We start from the raw sequence: 20,369 nt of genomic DNA, 5'->3' as shown, positions 1-20,369 counted from the left end.
AGTTGTGTTGTAAATATTTCATTTAGGAGGGGATAAAGTGAAAAAGTTTATTGGCTTATTAACCTGCTTGACGCTTACATTGACCTCTGTCATAGGTTTCCCGGTTTCCGGCGCAGAAACAGAAAAACTCAATATAGGAAGCTTTGAAGGGTTTGATCTTGCCGCAGTTGTCAATGAGAGCAGTACAGAATATACGGATGGAACCAAATGGGGAACGCCGGACGTGGACCGGGACAAGCTGAGCGAGGCGTTTTTGGTACAGGACGGTGTGCTTTGGGGAAAAGATCCCAGCACCAGCGCAACGGTTTATTATGATCAGGCCAATACCCAGGTGCTGAAGAAAAAGTTTGCCAAGCTGACGGCGGGACAGACTCTGAAGGTTACCAGCCGGATCAAGCTGAACAAAAGTATTGGATCTTTGACAGAGGCATCTGTCCGTATCGGCGGCGGCAACGGTGATTTGAAAATATTGGGATTCAGCTTTAACTGGTATAACCCCAATGCCGCAGAGCGGTATATCGTCAGCGCTCTGAAACAAAATCAGCAGATCAACCCCTGGGCCGGCTCCGATGGGGATTACAGAGGAACTGTGGTTGCGGGCTATGACGATGTTAACAATATACCGGACAATATGACCGATTTGCTGACCGAGCTCTCGATTGTGCCTGTGGATGCGGCGGCAAGTGCGTATGATGCGGTGCTGCGTCTGCCCGAGCTGGGATACAGCACTTCTCTTAGAATTTCCAAAGAAGAGGCAGAGGCATACGATTATTTTGCTTTTTACACTTCCAGAGAAAAGAGCATGGCAGACACGGGAAAACAGACTATGGGTATTGCCAGCCTTTTAATCACTGAAGAGGATACGGTGCCCTCTGTGCCGGAGGAAGGCAAGGTCAGTTTTGGAGAAGTACAGCTGAGCGATGCGTCTGTTCGGTTTGACCAGGACATGGCCGCTATGAATCTCGGCACAGTTATGGCTGCCGCCGGAAGCACATATGAAAACGGCGACACCTGGGGAGCCAATGACATAACCGACCTTACCGACTGTTATACCGTGCAGGACGGAACCCTTTGGGCACGGGGCAGATTAAACAAGGGGCAGACGGAAGCCAACATTCTATCCCGCAAATTTGCAAAGATACAGGACGGCGAGTCGCTTTCGGTGTCTGCGGTGGTCAATTTTGCAGATTTCGCTTTTGACGAAACGGATGTTTCTTTCCGGCTTTTTGATTCCGCTGCCGCAGAAAACAACTATGTGCTTTTGCGGTTTAACCAGCTGTGGAATGGGCAGGAGCTTTCGGCGCTTTCCCGCAATCAAACCCCCGGCGCATGGCAGAACGAAAACGGGACGGGCACGGTTTTGCTGGGTCGGGGCTATTGGCATATTGCCAGTGCAGTTCCCGAAGAGGACAAAGGCCTTGACGGCGATGTGCAGATGACAGTCACGCTGCAGCCGGATGGCGATGGGTATAAACTCTCCCTTTCTCTGGCGGGCCGGCAGACATATACCGCAGAAAAAACCATTTCCAAGGCGGACGCTTTGGGCCTTGATACCTTTGCGGTTTATTCCTCAAGCAACGGCAAAACCAGCGGAAGCGCCAATTTCATGGGGCTGAAAAACGTATCGATTGCAACCTTGCCGGATAAGACCGCCTTGTCCCCGGATGAGGACAATACGCTGTATATTCCTTATACCAATACCACCGGAGAGGCCAAAAATATTGTGATCTGTGCGGCGGTCTGCGGCAAAGAGGATCATGCACAGAAACGCTTTTTTATTGAAGAGAGCAGATACCAGAATTTTGCAGAGACAAAGGACAATCTGGAGATCAACGTTGGAAAAATTGCGGATAATGAGTATGTCAGAGTCTTTTTGTTCAATGACTTTGAGCAGTTAATACCCCTTGCAGAAAGCATGCAGGTGGGCGAGGTATAAAAAAAGATGCAGACCCGGTATTTTCCGGGTCTGCAATTTGACCGATTGGAATACGGAGGTAGAATATGAAAATCAAAAAACGATTCGGAGCGGCGGTTTTGGCAGCAATCGCAGCCGGAATATGCTGGGGACAGGCAGTGTTTGCCGGTGAACAGATAATTTATGACGAAACATTGAACAATGTATACCAAAACGGCGATTTGGGCACGACTTGGTGGGGAAATTTAACCGGAAACAGCAAGTACATGTCGGGCGAATGCTGGGGCAGCTCGTATGGATCGGAAGGCTGGTGTTCGGACGGGGAAGACGGCGCTTTGATTTTTCATACCAAAGAAGGTGCTGCCGGCGAAACGGAAAATTATATTTCCAAAAGAGTTATGGCAGAAACTTTGCCGGATAACAGCACCATAGAATTTTCGATTGATTTGACCACTGCCCCCAAGCCGAAAAGCGGCAGTGAGCAAATCAAATTTGGTCTGTCCTTTGCCGATGCCAGCGCATATGTTTTCATGCTGCAGACATCGCCGATGAAAGATTTGGAAATAGGGTTTGCCAGCACCACCACCTGGCCTTTTACGGCCAAGGAATTTGACCGGGATCCCGATCAGATGAAAATGGAGTATGGAAAGGACTATACGGTAAAGATTATTTTAAAGCCGACCCAGAACCAATCCTGCAAATTTATTGCCGAGCTTTACAGCGGCGGCAGTAAGCTGGCAACTGGAATTATAGATGAATACCCTGTGCTCACCATGGAAAGTATGAAAAATCTGCAGGAAATCCTGATCTGTTCGACTACAAAAAGTGAGATTACAGAATCAGAACCGGTGATTACCTTAAAAAGGGTAACAATAACCGCCCAGTACGATGATGTTCTGCCAAAGGCAGAGCTGTATCCTGCGGATAAAGCTGTAGATGTGGAGGTGGATACCAACTGTTATATGCAGTTTGAAATTCCGGTTCAGCCCATTTCGGCAGAAAACGTCACCATCAGCGGAGCAGACGGCGCCGCAGTGACAGCGGTAGAGATGCAGGGCAACAAGCGGGCGGATTTCAAACTGACAGGACTTAAGGGCAATACGGTATATACCATGCACGTGCAAAATGTACAGGCGTGCAATGCCGAAAAAACCTTTGACTATACCTGGAGCTTTACCACCGGCGGCGCAGTGGAGTTTGGCAAGCCGTATTTTGGCCTTGCGCAAAGCGTTCTTGAACAGGACATGAAAAAATTGAATTTATCAGCGGTTACCGAGGTGACCGATCCGCTGTATACCGGCGGAGAGGGCTGGGCGGTTACCGATATGGCAGACAAAGACACTTGCTATCGAGTTGCCGAGGACGGATATCTGTGGATCAGGGCACGGCTTGGAAAAGACCAGGCAAGTGTTAACAGCCTGCAGCACAAATTTACACCGGTGCAGGACGGGGAAACCCTGGAGCTGTCAACCGTACTGAAGCTGACCGGGTATCAGAATGATCAGACAGAGGCGTCTCTTCGGCTTTTGGGACCGAACATTGATTACACCATTCTGCGGCTAAATGCCAGATGGGACGGATATGAACTGTCTGCGCTTTCCAAGGACCAGGTGGCAGGCGCCTGGGTAGAGGAAAACGGAACAGGTACCAAGCTGCTGAGCCGGGGGTATTGGCATCTGGACGACGGCAGCGCTGGCTTGGATGGAGAGGTGGCTCTGCATCTGAAAATGAGACCAGACGGAGATAACTATATTTTAGAGGTGACACTGAAAGGAACCAAGGAGTATACGGCAAGCAGAACCATTTCCGCTGAGGAAGCAAAGCAGATCGACACGCTGGGGCTTTACAGCTCCGGGCATAATCTGACCCAGGAGGCAGATTATCTGGCGGTCAGGCAAATCAGTGCGGTAAAAACCAGAGGCAATGAGGGAATGCAGCCGGGTGAGAATATCGCCTATATCGATTATTATAATTTGGATGCTTCTACCCCGTTTGACGCCGATATTCTGATTGTGGAACACCGGCCTGATATTGACGGCGGGTATGGTTTGGTTCAGAATGTAACAGTGGTATCTCAAAAGGAAGTAAGCGGCGCAAACGGAAAAATAGAATGTCCGTTTACGCTGACGGATGCCGGTTCAGTGGTAGATTTCTATGTATTAAACAGTATAGACAGCGGCATTTTGCTGGCGGAGGGAGCAAGTCTTTCTGCCCAATAAAGGCAAGGCGAAAGGAGAAAAGTGTATGCGACTAAAAAAATGTGCAGCTGCATTTCTTATGTTTTTTGTGCTGGTATCCTGTCTGCCGCTGTCTGTTCTTGCAGAAGAGACAGCCCCCATCAAGCTTTATATTGATCAGGTGGAGCAGAAGCTGGAACACCCGTGCACGATTGACCAAAACGGCAACGTGTATATTCCCATGGAAGAGGTCTTCTTTAAAATGGGAGTGTATATGTCATGGAACGAGATGGGCGGTTTTTGGTACGGCGAGGGAAATAACGGCGAGATTCGAATTACCGTGGGCAGTATGACCGCAGACATTGACTGGGTTGACGTGGAGCTTCCGGCGCCGATTATTGAGGAAAACGGCGTGGTTATGATACCCATTTATTTGGTAGAGGACGCACTCAAAACCGAGCCGGCAGTGTATAATGCGGCAGAAAAAAGCATCTACATTCAGTTTCCGGATATCAATTACCAACCGCAGGAGGAATTTAAAATAGAAAGCGTGGTAGGGGATCTGCCAGAGGGTGTGGATCTGTTCCGTGAGGAACAGCTGTATCAGCTTTATCCGGATACCGGAGGAGAAAGCATTGTGTATTCGGTGGTGGACGTAGAGGGAATGCCCTTTAAAAAGGCGGCACAGCTTGAGATGCTGCCGGTTGAACCCTTCCCCCTTACAATTTATTCCAACCAATACGCCACCATTATTGACGGCGGCGACTTTGAGGCGGGCGATGTGGGCTTGATGACCTTCTGGGCAAGAGCCACCGAAACCACCGATGAAACCGGATTGGCTAAATTCCGCCCCGCTTATGAGCAGCTTCAGTTCTGGCAGAAGGCCCAGGCGGATACGGTTGATATTGGAAAAGAGTGGAAAAAATATTATCTGCCTCTTTACAGCGGACAATATACGCTAAAAAGCGGCGCATCTCATCTTACCTTCTCGGTAGGCGGCAAGGCGCAGACCATACAGATTGCGGATATGCATTTGTATAATTATGGCAAGCAAGTTCCCATAGAGATGTTGATTCCCGGCACCGGCGAGGCGTATAAGGGCATGGAGGACGATGCGCTGTGGAGAAAAGAGGCGTACCGCCGTATCGAAAAGTACAGAAAAAATGATATGATCATCACGGTAAAGGACGAGGAGGGCAATCCCGTAGAGGGCGCCACCGTCCGGGCCGATATGACAGAGAACGAATTTATGCTGGGACTTGCAATCTGCAGTAACGAGATTTTAGACTTGAATGAGGAGGAGTCCAGAGTCGGGCAGATCAAGTCGGACGTGATTGATCTGTATAGCAACACCGGCGTCTGCGGCTTGGAAATGAAGGGCTACCGAAGCATTGATGATTACCGAAGCGCTGTGCGGATGGTCAATGAATGGCTGGATAGGGGCAAGCGTATGCGGGGGCACTGTCTGACCTGGGATGATCAGGCGATTCGGGATATGGACGGCTATCCCAACGTATCCTATGAGGAAATGTATGAATACCTCAAAGAAGAGGTCATAGGGGAAGCCTGGCTGTTTAAAGGAACCATGACCCAGTGGGACGGACTGAATGAGCCTCATGATTCCAATGGAATGCGGCTGAAATATGGCACCGAAATGTTCTCGGATATGCTGCAAATTGCAAAAGCCATTGATCCCAAATCCAAAATCTATGTGAACGAAACCGGCATGGAGGGTCACCCCAATCGGGATGAGGCCATGCGGGCGCCGGCCTTGCTTCAGATTGTAGAGGGTATGGTGGAGAACGAACGTGCTCCGGTGGATGGATTGGGCGTACAGGGACACTGTACCAGATACCTCTATCCGCAGGGGTTTTATCAGGAACTGGATACGCTGGCGCAGGAGGTTGATGAGGTTTCGGTTACAGAATATGATTTTTTCAATACAGATTATACCTATGCGCCGCAGCATCTGCGGGACACTTTTATTGCTACTTTTTCCCATCCCAAGGCAACTGCGTTTGTGATCTGGGGATATTATGATCCCATGCACTGGCGCAATTACGGGCCGTTTTATGACAGAAACTGGAATAAAAAGCCCGAGCTTGACGAGTGGGATCGGCTGATTCACGAGGAATTTGCCACTCATGCGACGGCAGTGACCGATCAAAACGGGCAGGCCGTTATCCGAGGATACCGGGGCAAGTATAATGTTTCCGTTGCAATGGGCGAGGTAAATGGAAGTACGGAATTTACGCTGACAAATTCACAGACCCCGGAAAGAGACAATTATATCCATGTTGTGATGAAGCAGGATTCTGTAGAAATGACCCATCCCAATCCCGTAGAAGTTTACGCAGACAACAATTCTTCCGGAAGGGTGGAATTTAACAACTGGACCGAGGCATATGCGGACTATATCGCAACGGTCGGGGATAAAGAGCTGATAGGTGTATACGATCACAGCGACAATCACGGAAACTCTGTTCCCAAAACCAATGACGGATTATATAACACCTACTGGTATGGACAGGGAAATGATTTTCTTACCTATGAGCTGGTGAAAAAGGCAGACCGTGGCACTGTTTCGGTGGATTTCAGAACGCCTTGCGGTGAAGTATATGATTACAGGGTCATGTCGTCAAAGGATGGGGAGACATGGACCACGCTTTATGAGGGAAGCTCAGATACGAAAGCGAGCATTGATTTCACAGACGCCATGTTTATCAGGATTCAATCCGTGGACAACGAATATATGGGAGTATCGGAGGTAAATATCTATGCAGAAAAGGACTAAAGCGATTTTATGTGCGGCTTGCTCCGCAGTGATGCTGTTTTCCACTGGCTATGCGGCAGAGTACGGCGCAGCATTTGACCAGGAAAGCGGCAGAATTACCATCAGCAGCAGCCTGGAAGAAACCGGCTTTGGCACATTTTTATACATTTTTCAAGGAAAGATCGAAAAGACAGAAAAGATTTCAGATAAGCTCTCAAAAGATACCCTTTTGTATGCGGGCGGACTGACTCAGGCGTTTGCACTGCCTTCTGATGCGCCGGATGGCGTATACACCGTGGTGTTTTGTGCAAAAACCATTCCCTCAGACGGTGACAGGCTGGTCTATGTTTTAAAGGCGGATTTACAGACTCAGCAAGCTGGCCTAAAGGCGGTGCTGCAGGCTGCTTCCGCACAGGAAATGCTCTCTGCCCTGCAGGAGAATAACGAAAAGGCATTTATTTTGGAACTGGACGGCGCAGAGGAAAAGGCGCAGCTCCTTTATGATGTTGTCAAGGAAATGGGGCTGGATACCAAAGTTGACCCCGTTTTCTCAGATTTAGAAGAGGCATATGCCCTGGCAGATGTGCTCTCTTCCATGCAAAGCGTTTCTGAGGAGGAGCTGGCCGAGATTTTCCTAGCAAATAAACAAATTTTAGGTCTAAATGACGATATTGAAAAATACGCCAGGGAAACCGCAGAGGCCTTGGTGGCGGCACGGGAGGACGGACTGGTTTTGGATTCTCTGGCGGGGGCAAAGCAGGCGGCAAGAGAGCAGCTTGCCCTGACGGTTTTAAATCATGCGGGAAATTCAGAGATTTTCCCAACCATAGAAAAATACAACGACATTTTTCAGGTGACCTATTCTGCCCATAAAGGAAGCGTCAGTGAATACGATGTGGCGAAATTGATTGCAGGCACGGTCTTTACCGATGTGGCAGAGGTGGAAAAGGTCGTCAACAATGCCATTGAACAGGTATATCAAAAACAGCAAAGCGGCAGCACCTCTGTTGTCAGGCCCTCCGGCGGCTCATCCGGCGGAGGGGGATTCGGCGGTGGCTCATCCGGCTCCGGTATGGGGTATGATGCCCCCTCTTTGATTGAAAAAGAAGAGGTTATCGGTGACTTGGGTCAGAATACGGGATTTTCGGATATTTCCGGCTATGACTGGGCAAAAGACGCCATTGCCTATCTTGCGGCAAATAACATTATGGTCGGGGACAGCAGCGGTCTGTTTCGCCCCGGTGACAGCGTAACCCGAGAAGAATTGGTCAAGGTGATTGTCATGGCCATTGGCAAAGGAAAACTGGAAACCGCTGACCTGGATTTTGAAGATGTACAGGATGAATGGTATAAGACTTATATTGAAACCGCATACAAGAACGGAATCATCAAGGGACTGACAGAAACCCGCTTTGGCGTGGGTGAAGCTGTGACTCGTGAAGACGCCTGCGTTATGCTGGTCAGGGCGGCCGAGGCGTATTATAAAACCTTTCATAAGGAACAGACGCTGGTAGATATTCAGGATTTTGACACGGTGTCGGACTATGCAAGAGTCAGCGTGGATACGCTGGCACGGGCGCAGATCATATCGGGATTTGAAGATGGCACGTTCCGGCCGCAGCAAAATATTACAAGGGCGGAAATTGCAAAAGTGATCTATGGCTGTCTTAAGAATATAGAAGCATAAGCGAAGGAGGAGAAACGGATGGTTTACAGAAAAATAATCAGCAGTTTGTTGATTCTCTTCACGGTATTTCTTTGCTGCGCCAATGCCGCTTTTGCGGAAACGGGCGAGTATACTGTGGATGAAGCTGCTTTTGCAGTAAAGATCGCCCAGGGTCTGGGTGCCGTTGCAAATTATGACCCAGAGCAAAAGGTGACTGTTGCCGATTTGAAAAAGGCAGTGGACAGTCTTTCCAACCACGCAGGCGCTTCCTCTTTGTACTTTGAAAATTCCCAGGCAGACAGCCAGGAAATCAAATGCGGCACAGCCGCCGCTGTCATTTGTGATATGCTGGGCTATGGAATATTTGCCAGCAATCATGCTTCGGATAAGGTAAGTACAGATGAGATGTTTCTCGTTGCCAGAAAATATGGCATTCTGGACGGCGTGGCAGAAGGCCAGGAGGATATTCTCACCATGCAAAGTATGGTAACAATGCTGTATCATGCACTTCATGCCAAGGCGCTGGAGACCTCTTATTACGGAGACGGAACCTGGAATTCCAGTATTACCGATCAAACCTATATGGAAGCCGTTTTGCATATGGAGATTATTAACGGTATTGTGGAAACAACCAAATTTTCTTCAATCAAGGAGGAAGAGGGAACCGAGACCAATCATATTGTCATCAGCGGCGTTTCCTATGTGTGTGACCTGCCGGATTTTGAACAATATATCGGCATGGAGGTCAAAGCGCTGGCGGGCTATGTTGAGGATCAGAGAAAGGTACTGGCGCTGTATTCTGACGGCAGGGCCATGGAGATCAGCGCCAAGGATCTGGAAACAGAAAAAATCACAGAGGACAAAATCTGGTACTTTAACGAAAACGGAACGTCCCGCAGCCTTTCCATCGCTCCCGGGGCGGATGTGTTATACAACTTCAAGCTGTTAAAGGATTGGTCAGAGGAGGATTTTAAGATCACCCAGGGCAGGCTGGTGTGCATTGACAACAACCGTGACGGCAGATATGAGGTCGTTAAGATTGAGGAATACAAGTCCATGCGCATTTTTTCCGCTTCGGTGCAGTCGCAGAAAATCAGCGATCCAAACGGGGAGACCATCAGCATCAAGGACTTGATTGAAAAAGGGTATCCTGTATACGAAAAAGGACAGGTGATTCTGCCGGAAAACATTCAGCCGGGTTCCGTTGCCACCTATTTTCTTGACAAGACCGGAGAAGTGACCGCAATCTATATCAATTCCGACATTGCGGCGGGAACGGTCAACCGGTTTGAAAAAGAGGAGAACCAAATTTTCCTGGATGGGGAAACCTATTTTTATACCGATGAAATCAAAGAAGCGCTGGAAAAGGTGGAATACGGCACCTGTCTTACGGTCAGTTTGAATATTTATGGGGAAATTGCATATTTTGAAAAATCCAAAGATGCCTTCCTTTATGGATACCTGATCAGCTTTTCATCCGACAACGGATTTTCCAATCCGAAAGTGAGAATATTTACACAGACCAACGAAATCAAGGTGTATGAAACCGCAGATAAAATCAATTTTAATGGCGTGAAACAGTCTTCAAATGAGGCGTTTCAGTATGACCTCAGTACCGGACTTTGGGACGAAGCCGGAAAAATCAATCAGATTATCAAATATCGGGTCAACGCAAATCAGCTGGTAACCGCCATCCGTACCGCATCCAACTATGATACGGGAGATTCGGAAAGACTGCTAAAGGAAAAGGACGGCGTCTATACCTATTATTCTGCGCCAAACACCATCTGCGGGGATACCAGACTCAATGTTTCTACCAAGGTATTTCTGATTCCTACGGATCTCAGAGAGGAAAGCCGGTATAAATGCGGTGGGCCGGAAGTATTGGGCAATGATACGGACTATACCTGCCAGGTGTATGACATTGATGAAAACAGATATGCAGACGTTGTGGTTGCCCGGATCGATCCTTATGGCACCGGAAGCCCGGTAGATGATCTGGGCGGTGCTGTCTATATGGTAGAGAACATAGGTACTTATATCAATAACCGCGGAGAGGAGTCTGTCTTTGTAGATGCGCATCAGCTGGGACAGGCCGAGCCTACAACCGTTCAGCTCAAGTTCAACCGCAAGGACATTCCGGCACAATGGCAGAGTCTCAATATTACGGCAGAAGATCTGCAGCGGGGCGATATTATTATGACGGCAGAGGACAGCACGGTCAATCATACCGGCGAAATGGCCAATTTCCTTATTTGGTACCGGCCGGGTGTGACTGAGCCGTATGAGGTTGTTAAGCAGTACTGGTATTCTGCTACCACCGTGGATACCTTTATGTCGGACGGAAACTGCTATACCGCCGGCAAAGTGATTCGGTTGGTGGAAAATGGTGTGATTTTAAACAATCAGCCGGAAGATACCGAAAATTACGATGCGTGGAACAGAATTATTACCCTGTCCTCCTCCACGCCTGTTTATATCTTGGATAAAAACAGAAAAAGCTTGGTACAGGGGTCGATTGCGGATCTGATGCCGGGAGATACGGTGTTCTCCTTTATGAGAAACGCACTGCCGGACGAAATGATCATTTATCGGAATTTTGAATAATACAAAACGGCAGAAAAGGATTCGGCGGCGCAGCAGAAATCAGCGCGCCGCTGCTTTTTTCCAGGAGGTGCGGAGCATTGAAACATTTTTTAAAGAGATTCTGCTGCATAATTATGGCGCTTTGCATTGTGGCAGGCGGACAGGTTTTTGCGGATTTTGCCGGATATGAAGGGAAATGTGAAACCGTTACGGCGGTCTATACCGGAACAACCACACCAAACGCCTTGGTCAGCTTTATGGTGATTGCCGGGGACGGGAATTTTTCCAGTTTGCAGGCGGATGACATCTATCAGAGCGAAATTATTAAAGCCGACGAAAAGGGGAACTTTTCCTATGCGGTTACGCTGAAAGATGCACAGTTTGACAGCCAAGGCAATATCATCAATTATAAGCTCAATTCAAGCATCAAGGATATTGACATTAACTCCGGATATTCGGCAGATCGGATCTATGTCCAGATTGACGATGTGTTTACAGAGTTTGCCGTACCGCCAAGGGAAGTGGACGGGGTTGTGTTTATGCCCATTGCGGAAACCTTTGAAAAGCTGGGGGTGCCCCTTGCCTATGATGCGGACACAAAAACCTATACCGGCGAGGGAAACAATGGCGATATTGAGATTGTCATGGGCCTAAATACGGCGGAAATTGACTGGGTAGATGTTGAAATGCCGGCCCCATCTCAGAACATAGATGGTGTCGATATGATTCCTCTGTATATTATAGAGGACGCAGTGCGTACCGATCCGCCCGTATACAATCAAGAGACCAAGATTGTTTCCATCCAAAAACCGGAGGAGGGGGATAAGGCTGAGGAGGTCTTTGATATTGCCAAGGTGGTGGAAACTCTGCCCCAGGGGACGGTGGTCATGTCCAACAGCCAGTTTTTAAGCATGATTCGCATGAGCACCGGAAAGGAGTACGCAACCATCAGCAAAACCGAGGACACCCTGCGTATCACTACCCGGAAAAACGCCTATGGAGAAATTCCGTCAGAAATTTCCGGCATTCAATTCCCCGTCTGGGCCAGCAAGAGCTTTGGCAAGGGTGAAACCGGATTGATTTCGTTTAAGGCCCGTGCTATTTCAACCCAGGACGACAGCGGAAATGCCAATGTTTCGATTATGTATCAGAGAACAACCGATTGGCAGAAAGCCATGAGCGAACAGATTGCCATCCGCACCGGTGACTGGCAGCAGTTTTACCTGCCGGTATACAGCAGTTTTTATGATATGAACGTGGATAAAGCGCCTCATGTGATGCTGCAGGTGGGGGGCAAGCCGATGGATATTGAAATCAAGGATTTCAGTTTTGTAAATTATGGAACCGCAGTGCCCATTGAAACCCTGCGCCCGGCAGACGCCAAGCCCTATAAGGGGATGGGCGAAGATGCGCTGTGGCGGAAAGAGGCATATCGGCGGATTGAAAAATACAGGAAAAATGATATGAAAATTACCGTGGCGGACGAGCAGGGAAATCCGGTGGAAAATGCCCAAATTACTGTGGATATGACCGATAATGAGTTTATGTTTGGCGTGTCCCTGTGCGCCAGCGAGATTCTGGATCTTGACCTGAACAGTCAAAGCGGAAAAATTTATAATGATCTGGTTACCAACGATTTTAATACCGCAGTCTGCGGTCTGGAAATGAAGGCCGCATATGCAGTGGAGGACGATGCTGAAGACGGAATCCGTATGGTAAATGAATTTTTGAGCCGGGGCAAGAGGATGCGTGGCCATGCGGTCCTGTGGGACGGAGAAGGATTGCTGCCGTTCCAAAACCCGGAGGATATGAGCTATGATGAACTGTATGATGCTTTGCTGACCTGGACACAGACCATGGCGTATGCCTTTAAGGGGAAGGTGGAGCAATGGGATGTTTTGAACGAGCCCTGCGACAGCAATTTGATTAGCAGCAGATTCAATACCACCAAGCTATACACCGATGTTTTCAAGCAGGTGCACGAGATTGATCCCGAGGCAAAGCTGTATGTAAATGAGACCGGAATTGAAGGAAAGGAAAGCGAAAATATTTCCGACCGCGTACCCTCTCTGGTCAGCAAGGTGGAGAGGATGAAGAGGGAAGGCGCTCCGATTGACGGAATCGGTATCCAGGCCCACTGTACCGCATACCACTATCCGCAGGGATTTTATCATCAGCTGGACGAATGTGCGTCGGTGGTGGATGAGGTAGCGGTCACAGAGTATGATTTTCAAAACCAAAACACCGAATATGCCGATGAGCATTTGCGGGATACTCTGCTGGCTACCTTCTCACACCCCAAAGCAACCGCCTTTATTGTATGGGGCGTGCAGGACACCATGCACTGGAGAAATGCGGCGCCGTTTTATGATGCAAACTGGAATGAGCGGCCTGCTTTGGACGTTTGGCAGTACATGGTCAACGAGGAGTTCTCGACCCATGAGACCGTGCAGACCGGACAAAATGGAACTGCCGCTATACGTGGATTTCGTGGGGATTATAACATCACCTGCAAGGTGGACGGAAAAGAATATACCGTTCCCTTCCGGCTGATCAAAGACGGAGAGAATACAGTGACTTTTACGGTGCGGGGAAACAGCATCTCAGCGCAGGTTTCCAATGCGCCGGAAGAAAAACCCGATTCCATTTCCTATAGCAATCTAATAGAGGCAAGAGAGGCCTATGAGACCGAAACCCCTGCGGCCTATGAACAGGTCTACTTTGACACTGCCTTTAAGGGTTCCAGGGGGGTGGAAAATGATGCGGTGCTCAACGGCGGCCAGCTGGGCAGCAGCTATGAAGCGGGAGAGGCATGGGGATCCCAAAGCGGCATATCCGGCTTTGCAGCCGGCGGGGATGACAATGCGGTCTATCTGAAAACGCCGGGAACAGTGCAGACAGCAGATCTGCGGCACAAGCTTTCTCTCTCTGGCAGAGCGCCTGATACCAATTTAAGTTTTGACCTGGTGTTTGATACCCTAACAGCAAGCGAAAGCGGAGATTTTTCAGCAGAGCTGGCTTTGCAGGGCGAAGACAGTTATCCGCTGGGAAAACTGCGGTATCAAAACGGACAATATACCATAGAAACCGCAGATGGAAAAATATTTGCGCTTGACCGGAATGCGCAGTATACGCTGAGGGTAACTTTGGTATATGACCCGGACGGGTATTTTGTCAAATATGAAATTTTGGATGTAAAAGACACGGTTTTAAATAGTCATACAGACCAAGGTGCGGCCTATGCGGATATTGCAGATATTCAGGAGCTGTGCATGACCTTCTCCTCTTCGGCCGGAACAGAAGAAAATTTGTTTAAGCTGTATGATGTCAGAGTTTGGGGAAGCCAGGACGGCGAAATTATCTTTTTTGAGCCGGTTCGGGCCAGCGCTGTGCTGTTCAGTGACAGTATGCGGGATTTTGACCTGACAAAACTGGAGTACCTCGGAACCGACCCGGGAGCGGGGACGGCAAAGCCGGCGGATCCCCAGCAATGGGGACTGTATGGTGCGGCACGGGATACCAATGCGTTTGCATATGAAACGTATGGCCATTATTTATATGCCATGCGCAATGCGCCCACCGGGAAAAACGTGCTGGCGAGAGGGTTTGAACCCATACAGGCAGGCGATACCCTATCCCTTACCTATCATATGTATATCAATGGCGCCGCACAGTGGTTTGACTCCGCAGGAGGGGCAACTGTGGCGCTGGGAAGTGCCGATAAAACCGTCAGTTTGGATATTTCATCGTTTGAATATGATCCCTATCATGGTTTTTGGGTCAATATTTTTGACGAACAGAACGCAGTGACCAGTTATACCAAGAACGATTGGAACTGGGTGGATCTGACGGTATTTGTTCAGCTGATTCCCAATGCGCAGGGAAATTATGATGCGGCAGTGCGTGTGAGCAATGACTATGGATTTTTGTATGATAGAACTGTGGCGGATGTGCTGACAGCAGAAGATGCGCAGAAGATCAGTATGCTGTTTATTACCTCCCGCACCGACAGCGGCGGATCAAGATACGGTGCAAACATTTGCGGGTTTAAAGAGATCAAAGTTGAAAAGGCAACCGAGGCACTGGAAGAACGGAGCGACGGGCTGTATGGAGATCAGAATCTGTGCCGGTTTGAAATTCCCTATCAAAATATTACAGGCAGAAGGACGGAAGCCACGGTGATAGCGGGCTTATATCAGGATGGAAAGCTCTGCAAAATAGAGAGCTTCCCCTATGTCTTGGAAAAAGGGGAGGGAACGCTTTGGTTTTCTATAGAAGGCCGGGAGCAGGCCGATATGATGAAGGTGTTTGCCATAAGCGATATGCAAAATATCATTCCGTTTAAGCAAGCGGAGAAAATCAAAGTGAAATAAAAAGGAGAGCGTTATGTTATTCAAAGAAAAAGGATTATTTCGATATGAGAACAACCCTATCATTACCCCGGCGGATTATCCGGGAGCACTGGCAGTATTCAACTGCGGACAGACCATGTATCAAGGGCAAACCATATTGCTTTGTGCAATCGACCCGGCAAACGGGGGATTGCCATATATTCACGTTGCCCGCAGCGATGACGGGATACATTTTACCTTTGATGAAAAGCCGTTTATCACCCAATCCCGGCTGCCGCATATCAAAGAGCTTGACTGGTGGCCGATCGATCCCCGTGTCACCTATTTTCCGGAGGAGGACGTGTATTATATTATGCGGCCTGGCAATTCTGATGCGGGGTGTGTGGCGTTTTTGGGGAAGACCCATGATTTTGTGACGTATGAGGATATCGATGTCATAGCCCTGCCCAACAATCGGGTGCCCTGCCTGTTTCCGGAAAAGATCAACGGAATGTATTACAGGCTGGACCGGCCGTATGTGCTGTTAAACGATCCGCACAACGAGAACCAAAGAGGGTATATCTGGATATCAGAGTCTCCGGATTTGATTCACTGGGGAAGGCACCGGATATTGCTTCGGCCCTGGGCGAACTGGAATATAGTTAAAATCGGGCCAACCCCGCCGATCAAGACAAAAGACGGCTGGCTGGAGATTATTCACGGGGTGAGCGGAAGCTGCAGCGGGCAGAGGTATTCGCTTGGGGCGGTTTTGCTGGATCTTGAGGATCCGACCAAGGTCATCGGAAGATGCGACGAGCCGCTGATTACACCGGACAGGGAGTATGAATATATGGGCAAAGTGCCCAATGTAATCTTTACCTGCGGAGCCATTGCGGACTATGGAGAGGACAGACTGCGGGTGTATTACGGAGCCGCAGACACGTCCATAGGGCTGGCGACAGGATCGCTGAGCGAAATCATCGCAATGTGCAAACAAAAGTAAGGAAAGACAGAGGAGAAGAAGATGTACCAAACAGAAATAAAAATGCTGGAAAAGGAATACTGGTATGGAGGGATTGTACACCTGGGAAGGACCATGCCGTACGGGGAAGAGTCGGAAGCGGAAATAGACCTGATCAGCGGGAGAGACGCCTGTGATCAGTATTCCCCGCTGTTTTTCTCAAGCAAGGGCAGATATCTGCACTCCAACCAGCCTTTTTCGATTGCCTTTGACAAGGGAACCATCCGGATCAAAGGCATAGAGGAGGTGGCGCTCAGCCAGGGGCACGGGACCCTGAAAGGAGCGATGGCCGCAGCGGCCGGGAAGTACTACTGCCTGGAAGGGAAGATTCCGAAAGAACTTTTTTTCCGTGTGCCACAGTATAACACGTGGATTGAGCTGATGTATGATCAGAACGAGAAGGATATTTTAAATTATGCAGAAACCCTGGTCAAAGAGGGAATGCCGCCCGGAATATTGATGATAGACGAAGGCTGGGCACCGGACTATGGGGATTTTGACTTTTGCCGGAGAAAGTTTGAGGACCCGAAGGGAATGATAGAAAAACTGCATAGCATGGGCTTTAAAGTAATGCTGTGGATTACACCGCACATATCGCCGGACAGCGGCTGTTTTCGTGAAATTCGGGAAAAAGACATTTTGGTAAAAGACAGCAGCGGACGGATTGCCATACGGGAGTGGTGGAATGGCTATTCCTGTGTGCTGGATTTATCAAACGAAAGGGCCTGCGCCTGGTTTCGGGAAAAATTGGAAGGCGTAATGGAAAAATACGGAGTAGATGGCTTTAAGTTTGATTCGGGAGGTGCATATTTGTACCGGAGAGAGGATCAGACGGCGATCGAGCAGGAGCCGTGCGGCCATACCCGGTCTTTTGACCGGCTCTGCGGACAGTTCGGGTATAATGAACTGCGAAGCGTATGGGACTGCGGAGGAAGGCCGATTGTATGCCGTTTGCAGGATAAGGTGCCGTCATGGGAGCACGAGGAGGGGATTGCCTCACTGATCCCCAATATGCTTTTGCAGGGACTATTGGGATATTATTACGGCTGTCCGGATATGATAGGCGGCGGGAACTATGCGTACTTTGGAGAAAAAGGAGAGGAATTTGACGAGGAGCTGTATCTGCGGTGGCTGGAAGCAAGTGTTTTGTGCCCGATGATGCAGTTTTCCATATCTCCAAAAAGGGTGTTGTCAGAGCAAGGCTTTGAAACGGCATGGAAGGTTACACAGCTGCATCAGGAATATGCGGGAAAAATCATAGAGCTGGCAAAGCAGGCGTCTGTGACCGGAGAGCCGATTATGCGGTATATGGAATACGAATTTCCGGGAGAGGGGCTGGAAACGGTGACGGATCAGTTTATGCTGGGATCTGACCTGCTTGTGGCGCCGGTCCTGAAAAAAGGGGCGGTAAGCCGGAAGGTAAGACTGCCTGCGGGCAGATGGAAGTACGGAAAACAGGTGTTTGCCGGCCCTGCGGTTGTTACGGCGGAGGCTCCCCTGGGAACCCTCCCTGTTTTTCAAAAACTGTAAGCGGAGAAAAAGCAAACAAAAAAGCCACCCTACGGGTGACCGATTTTCTATAGGGCTCCCGCAAAAGCTCTGCTTTTGCGGGAAGAAGGAGGAATGACGGAACGTATGACTGATTTTTCCTTGAAAAAGAAAAATCGGAATGGAGCGAAGTCCATTCCGACGTGGCAGGGGTAGAGAGACTCGAACTCCCGGCACGCGGTTTTGGAGACCGCTGCTCTACCAACTGAGCTATACCCCTTTATTACAAAGCAAGAATTATTTTACCATGGTATATAGATTTTGTCAAGTATTTTTTTCTAAAGGGGAATCAATTTCAAAGCGAATTTTGCGAGCTGCGCGGAGCATGCCGAGTGTTCCCCAGTAAAGGAGAAGGGTTCTGGGGGCAAATAAGGTAGATTCCAGCATGGAAGATACGGAAATACCGATAAGGGTGGCAAAACCGGCGGCAAAATAGATTTTGTATTTTTTAGGGGCGGTAAACAGGGATGTTAGGGCAGAGTGGGCCAACCGCAGAATATAGGTCAGAAAAACGACTAAAATTAAGGCTCCGGCATCAAGAAGCAGAGTAAAATAGACGGGGCTGATTGAAATATGCGCAACGTCAGGAAGCCAGTCCTGGGCTTGGGCAGAAAACGCTGTCGAGTGGTAAATGTCTAAGAAAACATCACGGTTAACCCCGAAGCCATTGAGCCAAAAATTTCGGAATGCAGCAGCCAGATTGGCGAAAAAACTGCCATAGCTACCGGAATGTTGCCACATTTGAGAAAGATTTGTTAGTGCAGTTCGGGTCATTACTGGACCAAGAAACAGCAAAAAAGGCAGATAGCGGAAATCGAGAAAAAGCACCAAAAGAAGAAGTTCTACGGAAAATCCGATAAAAGCCGCTTTGGATTGTGTGGCGGTGATGGTGGTAAAAGCCTGAAGGAGCAAAAGAATAATATAAAGCGCTCTGCGGCTTTTAGAAGAAAATGTTAAAGGGAAAATAAAGGCAAAGGGAAAGAGCAGCAGTATTATTTCTCCAAAGGAAACACCGTCTTTTAGCGTGGCATGGGCCGGAAAGGTATAGGGAAAACGGAGTAGAAGCCCTAAAGCGCACAGAGTACAGAGAAGCAGATAAAAGCAGGCAAGTATACTGTTAAAATCCTTTTCTGAGCGGACGGAAAAGGAAATAAGAAAAAAGAAGGAAATTCCAAGCAAAAGACTGGTCATAGAGCGGGCGGCTTGATAAGGTACGGCAAGAACCAGAAGCCCCCAAAACAGCAAAAGAATCAGACTAACCAGCGCAAATGCAATGCCAGAACGGTTTTGAGCATGGTGCGCAAAATAAAACAGAGAAAGTAAGAAAAAGCTGGTTGTGGCAAACGTATCGGACCATATGGTATAAGGAATAAATAGCATTGCGGCCAGGAAAAGTCCCGGGAAAAAGCTGTTCCAAGGTAAAAGCGGCTGAGGAATCATATTGCCAAGCCGTCGCAGTCCGTGGGTAATGCCGGTGTAAAAGGCGCTGGAATACCATGCATTTGTAAGGTGTGTGGGATCGATTAAATATTGTACTGGTCTGCTTTCAATAATATAGCGGTTAATCCATGTTTTGCACTGCCATAAAAAGCTGGTTAATACGGCAGTTTTTACGGTGGAAAACAAACGGGCAGAAATAAAGGAAAAAATAGTAAAAAGAAAGCTTTCTTTCCAAATTTGAAGAAGTTTTTTCATTCTAATCTCCTTTCTGCCGTAGTGATTGGCTTAAATCGTGGTAAATGTTTTATTATTCTAATAAAATATATGAAAAAATGCAGTTATCAAAACATATTATAAATAGATTCTGCATCTCAAATTTTTTTATACCTCAGAAAAGGAATTGCTTCCTTATATTATATACATATATAGTACAAGATATGGTAACACGCAGAGCCTGCTATGCCATATGTGGGGATAGAGAGGAAAATATTGCAAAACCCTTTTCATAAAATGCAATTCCAGCAGAAAGAATGCAAAAAAGGGGAACTTGTATCAAGGTTATATCGTCAAAATAAATGAAAGCGTAAAACGGATAAGGCAGGAGCTTTTGGTAAAGTTTGTGCAAGCTGATGAGAAACTAAGAGTAGCATAGCACAAAGTTCACAAAAAAGCAAATATTTTTTACGAAGTACTTGACAGAAGGCATAGACGGTATTAAAATGTAGGAATGAAATTAGGATATTACAAACTTTAGAATACATGATTGCAAAAGCTTTGATGTCCTTGCCCGAATTTACGTATTTGCGTGGGAAAAAGGTCGCAAAACGGGAGGGAATGGCAATGTAAATATTTGGTTACTTTGTTACAAAAGTATTAAAATTAAAATTAATTGTTGACATTTAACCCGTTTTA

The 20,369-nt window shown here is 48.1% G+C and carries 9 protein-coding genes and 1 tRNA gene; 8 read left to right on the top strand and 2 right to left on the bottom strand.

Annotation, left to right across the window (positions count from 1 at the left end):
• Positions 1-37: 37 nt before the first annotated feature.
• The 8 genes from INF28_RS01575 to INF28_RS01540 all read left to right on the top strand — a co-directional run bounded on the left by INF28_RS01575 (position 38) and on the right by INF28_RS01540 (position 17,999).
• Complete coding sequence (locus INF28_RS01575) at positions 38-1,936, top strand: hypothetical protein (RefSeq protein WP_226391721.1); 1,899 nt, start codon at positions 38-40, stop codon at positions 1,934-1,936.
• Between the two features lie 65 nt (positions 1,937-2,001).
• Complete coding sequence (locus INF28_RS01570) at positions 2,002-4,134, top strand: Ig-like domain-containing protein (protein ID WP_226391720.1); 2,133 nt, start codon at positions 2,002-2,004, stop codon at positions 4,132-4,134.
• A 25-nt stretch (positions 4,135-4,159) separates the two neighbouring features.
• Positions 4,160-6,886, top strand: a complete 2,727-nt coding sequence (locus INF28_RS01565) for an endo-1,4-beta-xylanase (RefSeq protein ID WP_226391719.1) — start codon at positions 4,160-4,162, stop codon at positions 6,884-6,886.
• The gene (locus INF28_RS01560; RefSeq protein WP_226391718.1) at positions 6,870-8,552 is read left to right on the top strand and encodes an S-layer homology domain-containing protein; all 1,683 of its coding nucleotides are present in this window, start codon (positions 6,870-6,872) and stop codon (positions 8,550-8,552) included. The genes INF28_RS01565 and INF28_RS01560 overlap by 17 nt, the downstream gene beginning before the upstream one ends.
• 18 nt (positions 8,553-8,570) lie before the next feature.
• Entirely contained in the window at positions 8,571-11,138 is a 2,568-nt protein-coding gene (locus INF28_RS01555; protein WP_226391717.1) for a hypothetical protein, read from the top strand.
• A gap of 77 nt (positions 11,139-11,215) precedes the next feature.
• Positions 11,216-15,490 (top strand): endo-1,4-beta-xylanase, encoded by a 4,275-nt coding sequence (locus tag INF28_RS01550; protein ID WP_226391716.1) that lies wholly within the window; start codon positions 11,216-11,218, stop codon positions 15,488-15,490.
• 13 nt (positions 15,491-15,503) lie between these two features.
• Positions 15,504-16,451 carry a glycoside hydrolase family 130 protein gene (locus INF28_RS01545; protein WP_226391715.1) on the top strand — a complete coding sequence of 316 codons (948 nt, stop codon included), beginning with the start codon at positions 15,504-15,506 and terminating at the stop codon, positions 16,449-16,451.
• Between the two features lie 21 nt (positions 16,452-16,472).
• The gene (locus INF28_RS01540; protein WP_226391714.1) at positions 16,473-17,999 is read left to right on the top strand and encodes a glycoside hydrolase family 31 protein; all 1,527 of its coding nucleotides are present in this window, start codon (positions 16,473-16,475) and stop codon (positions 17,997-17,999) included.
• 162 nt (positions 18,000-18,161) lie between these two features.
• Here INF28_RS01540 and INF28_RS01535 read toward each other — a convergent pair.
• Together INF28_RS01535 and INF28_RS01530 are read right to left on the bottom strand one after the other, a co-directional pair.
• Positions 18,162-18,237 (bottom strand) — tRNA-Trp (locus INF28_RS01535).
• Between the two features lie 44 nt (positions 18,238-18,281).
• Positions 18,282-19,712, bottom strand: coding sequence for a hypothetical protein (locus INF28_RS01530; RefSeq protein WP_226391713.1), 1,431 nt, complete (start codon positions 19,710-19,712; stop codon positions 18,282-18,284).
• Positions 19,713-20,369: the final 657 nt, after the last annotated feature.

It is taken from the genome of Ructibacterium gallinarum (assembly GCF_014982785.1).
Lineage (GTDB): Bacteria > Bacillota > Clostridia > Monoglobales > Monoglobaceae > Ructibacterium > Ructibacterium gallinarum.
Note: the sequence above shows the minus strand (reverse complement) of the source record. Positions and strands in the feature narration are given on the sequence as shown.

Coding starts and splice junctions, on each gene's coding strand:
- INF28_RS01570 (WP_226391720.1), top strand. CDS start 2,002: ATGAAAATCAAAAAACGATTCGGAGCGGCGGTTTTGGCAGCAATCGCA.
- INF28_RS01565 (WP_226391719.1), top strand. CDS start 4,160: ATGCGACTAAAAAAATGTGCAGCTGCATTTCTTATGTTTTTTGTGCTG.
- INF28_RS01560 (WP_226391718.1), top strand. CDS start 6,870: ATGCAGAAAAGGACTAAAGCGATTTTATGTGCGGCTTGCTCCGCAGTG.
- INF28_RS01555 (WP_226391717.1), top strand. CDS start 8,571: ATGGTTTACAGAAAAATAATCAGCAGTTTGTTGATTCTCTTCACGGTA.
- INF28_RS01545 (WP_226391715.1), top strand. CDS start 15,504: ATGTTATTCAAAGAAAAAGGATTATTTCGATATGAGAACAACCCTATC.
- INF28_RS01540 (WP_226391714.1), top strand. CDS start 16,473: ATGTACCAAACAGAAATAAAAATGCTGGAAAAGGAATACTGGTATGGA.
- INF28_RS01530 (WP_226391713.1), bottom strand. CDS start 19,712: ATGAAAAAACTTCTTCAAATTTGGAAAGAAAGCTTTCTTTTTACTATT.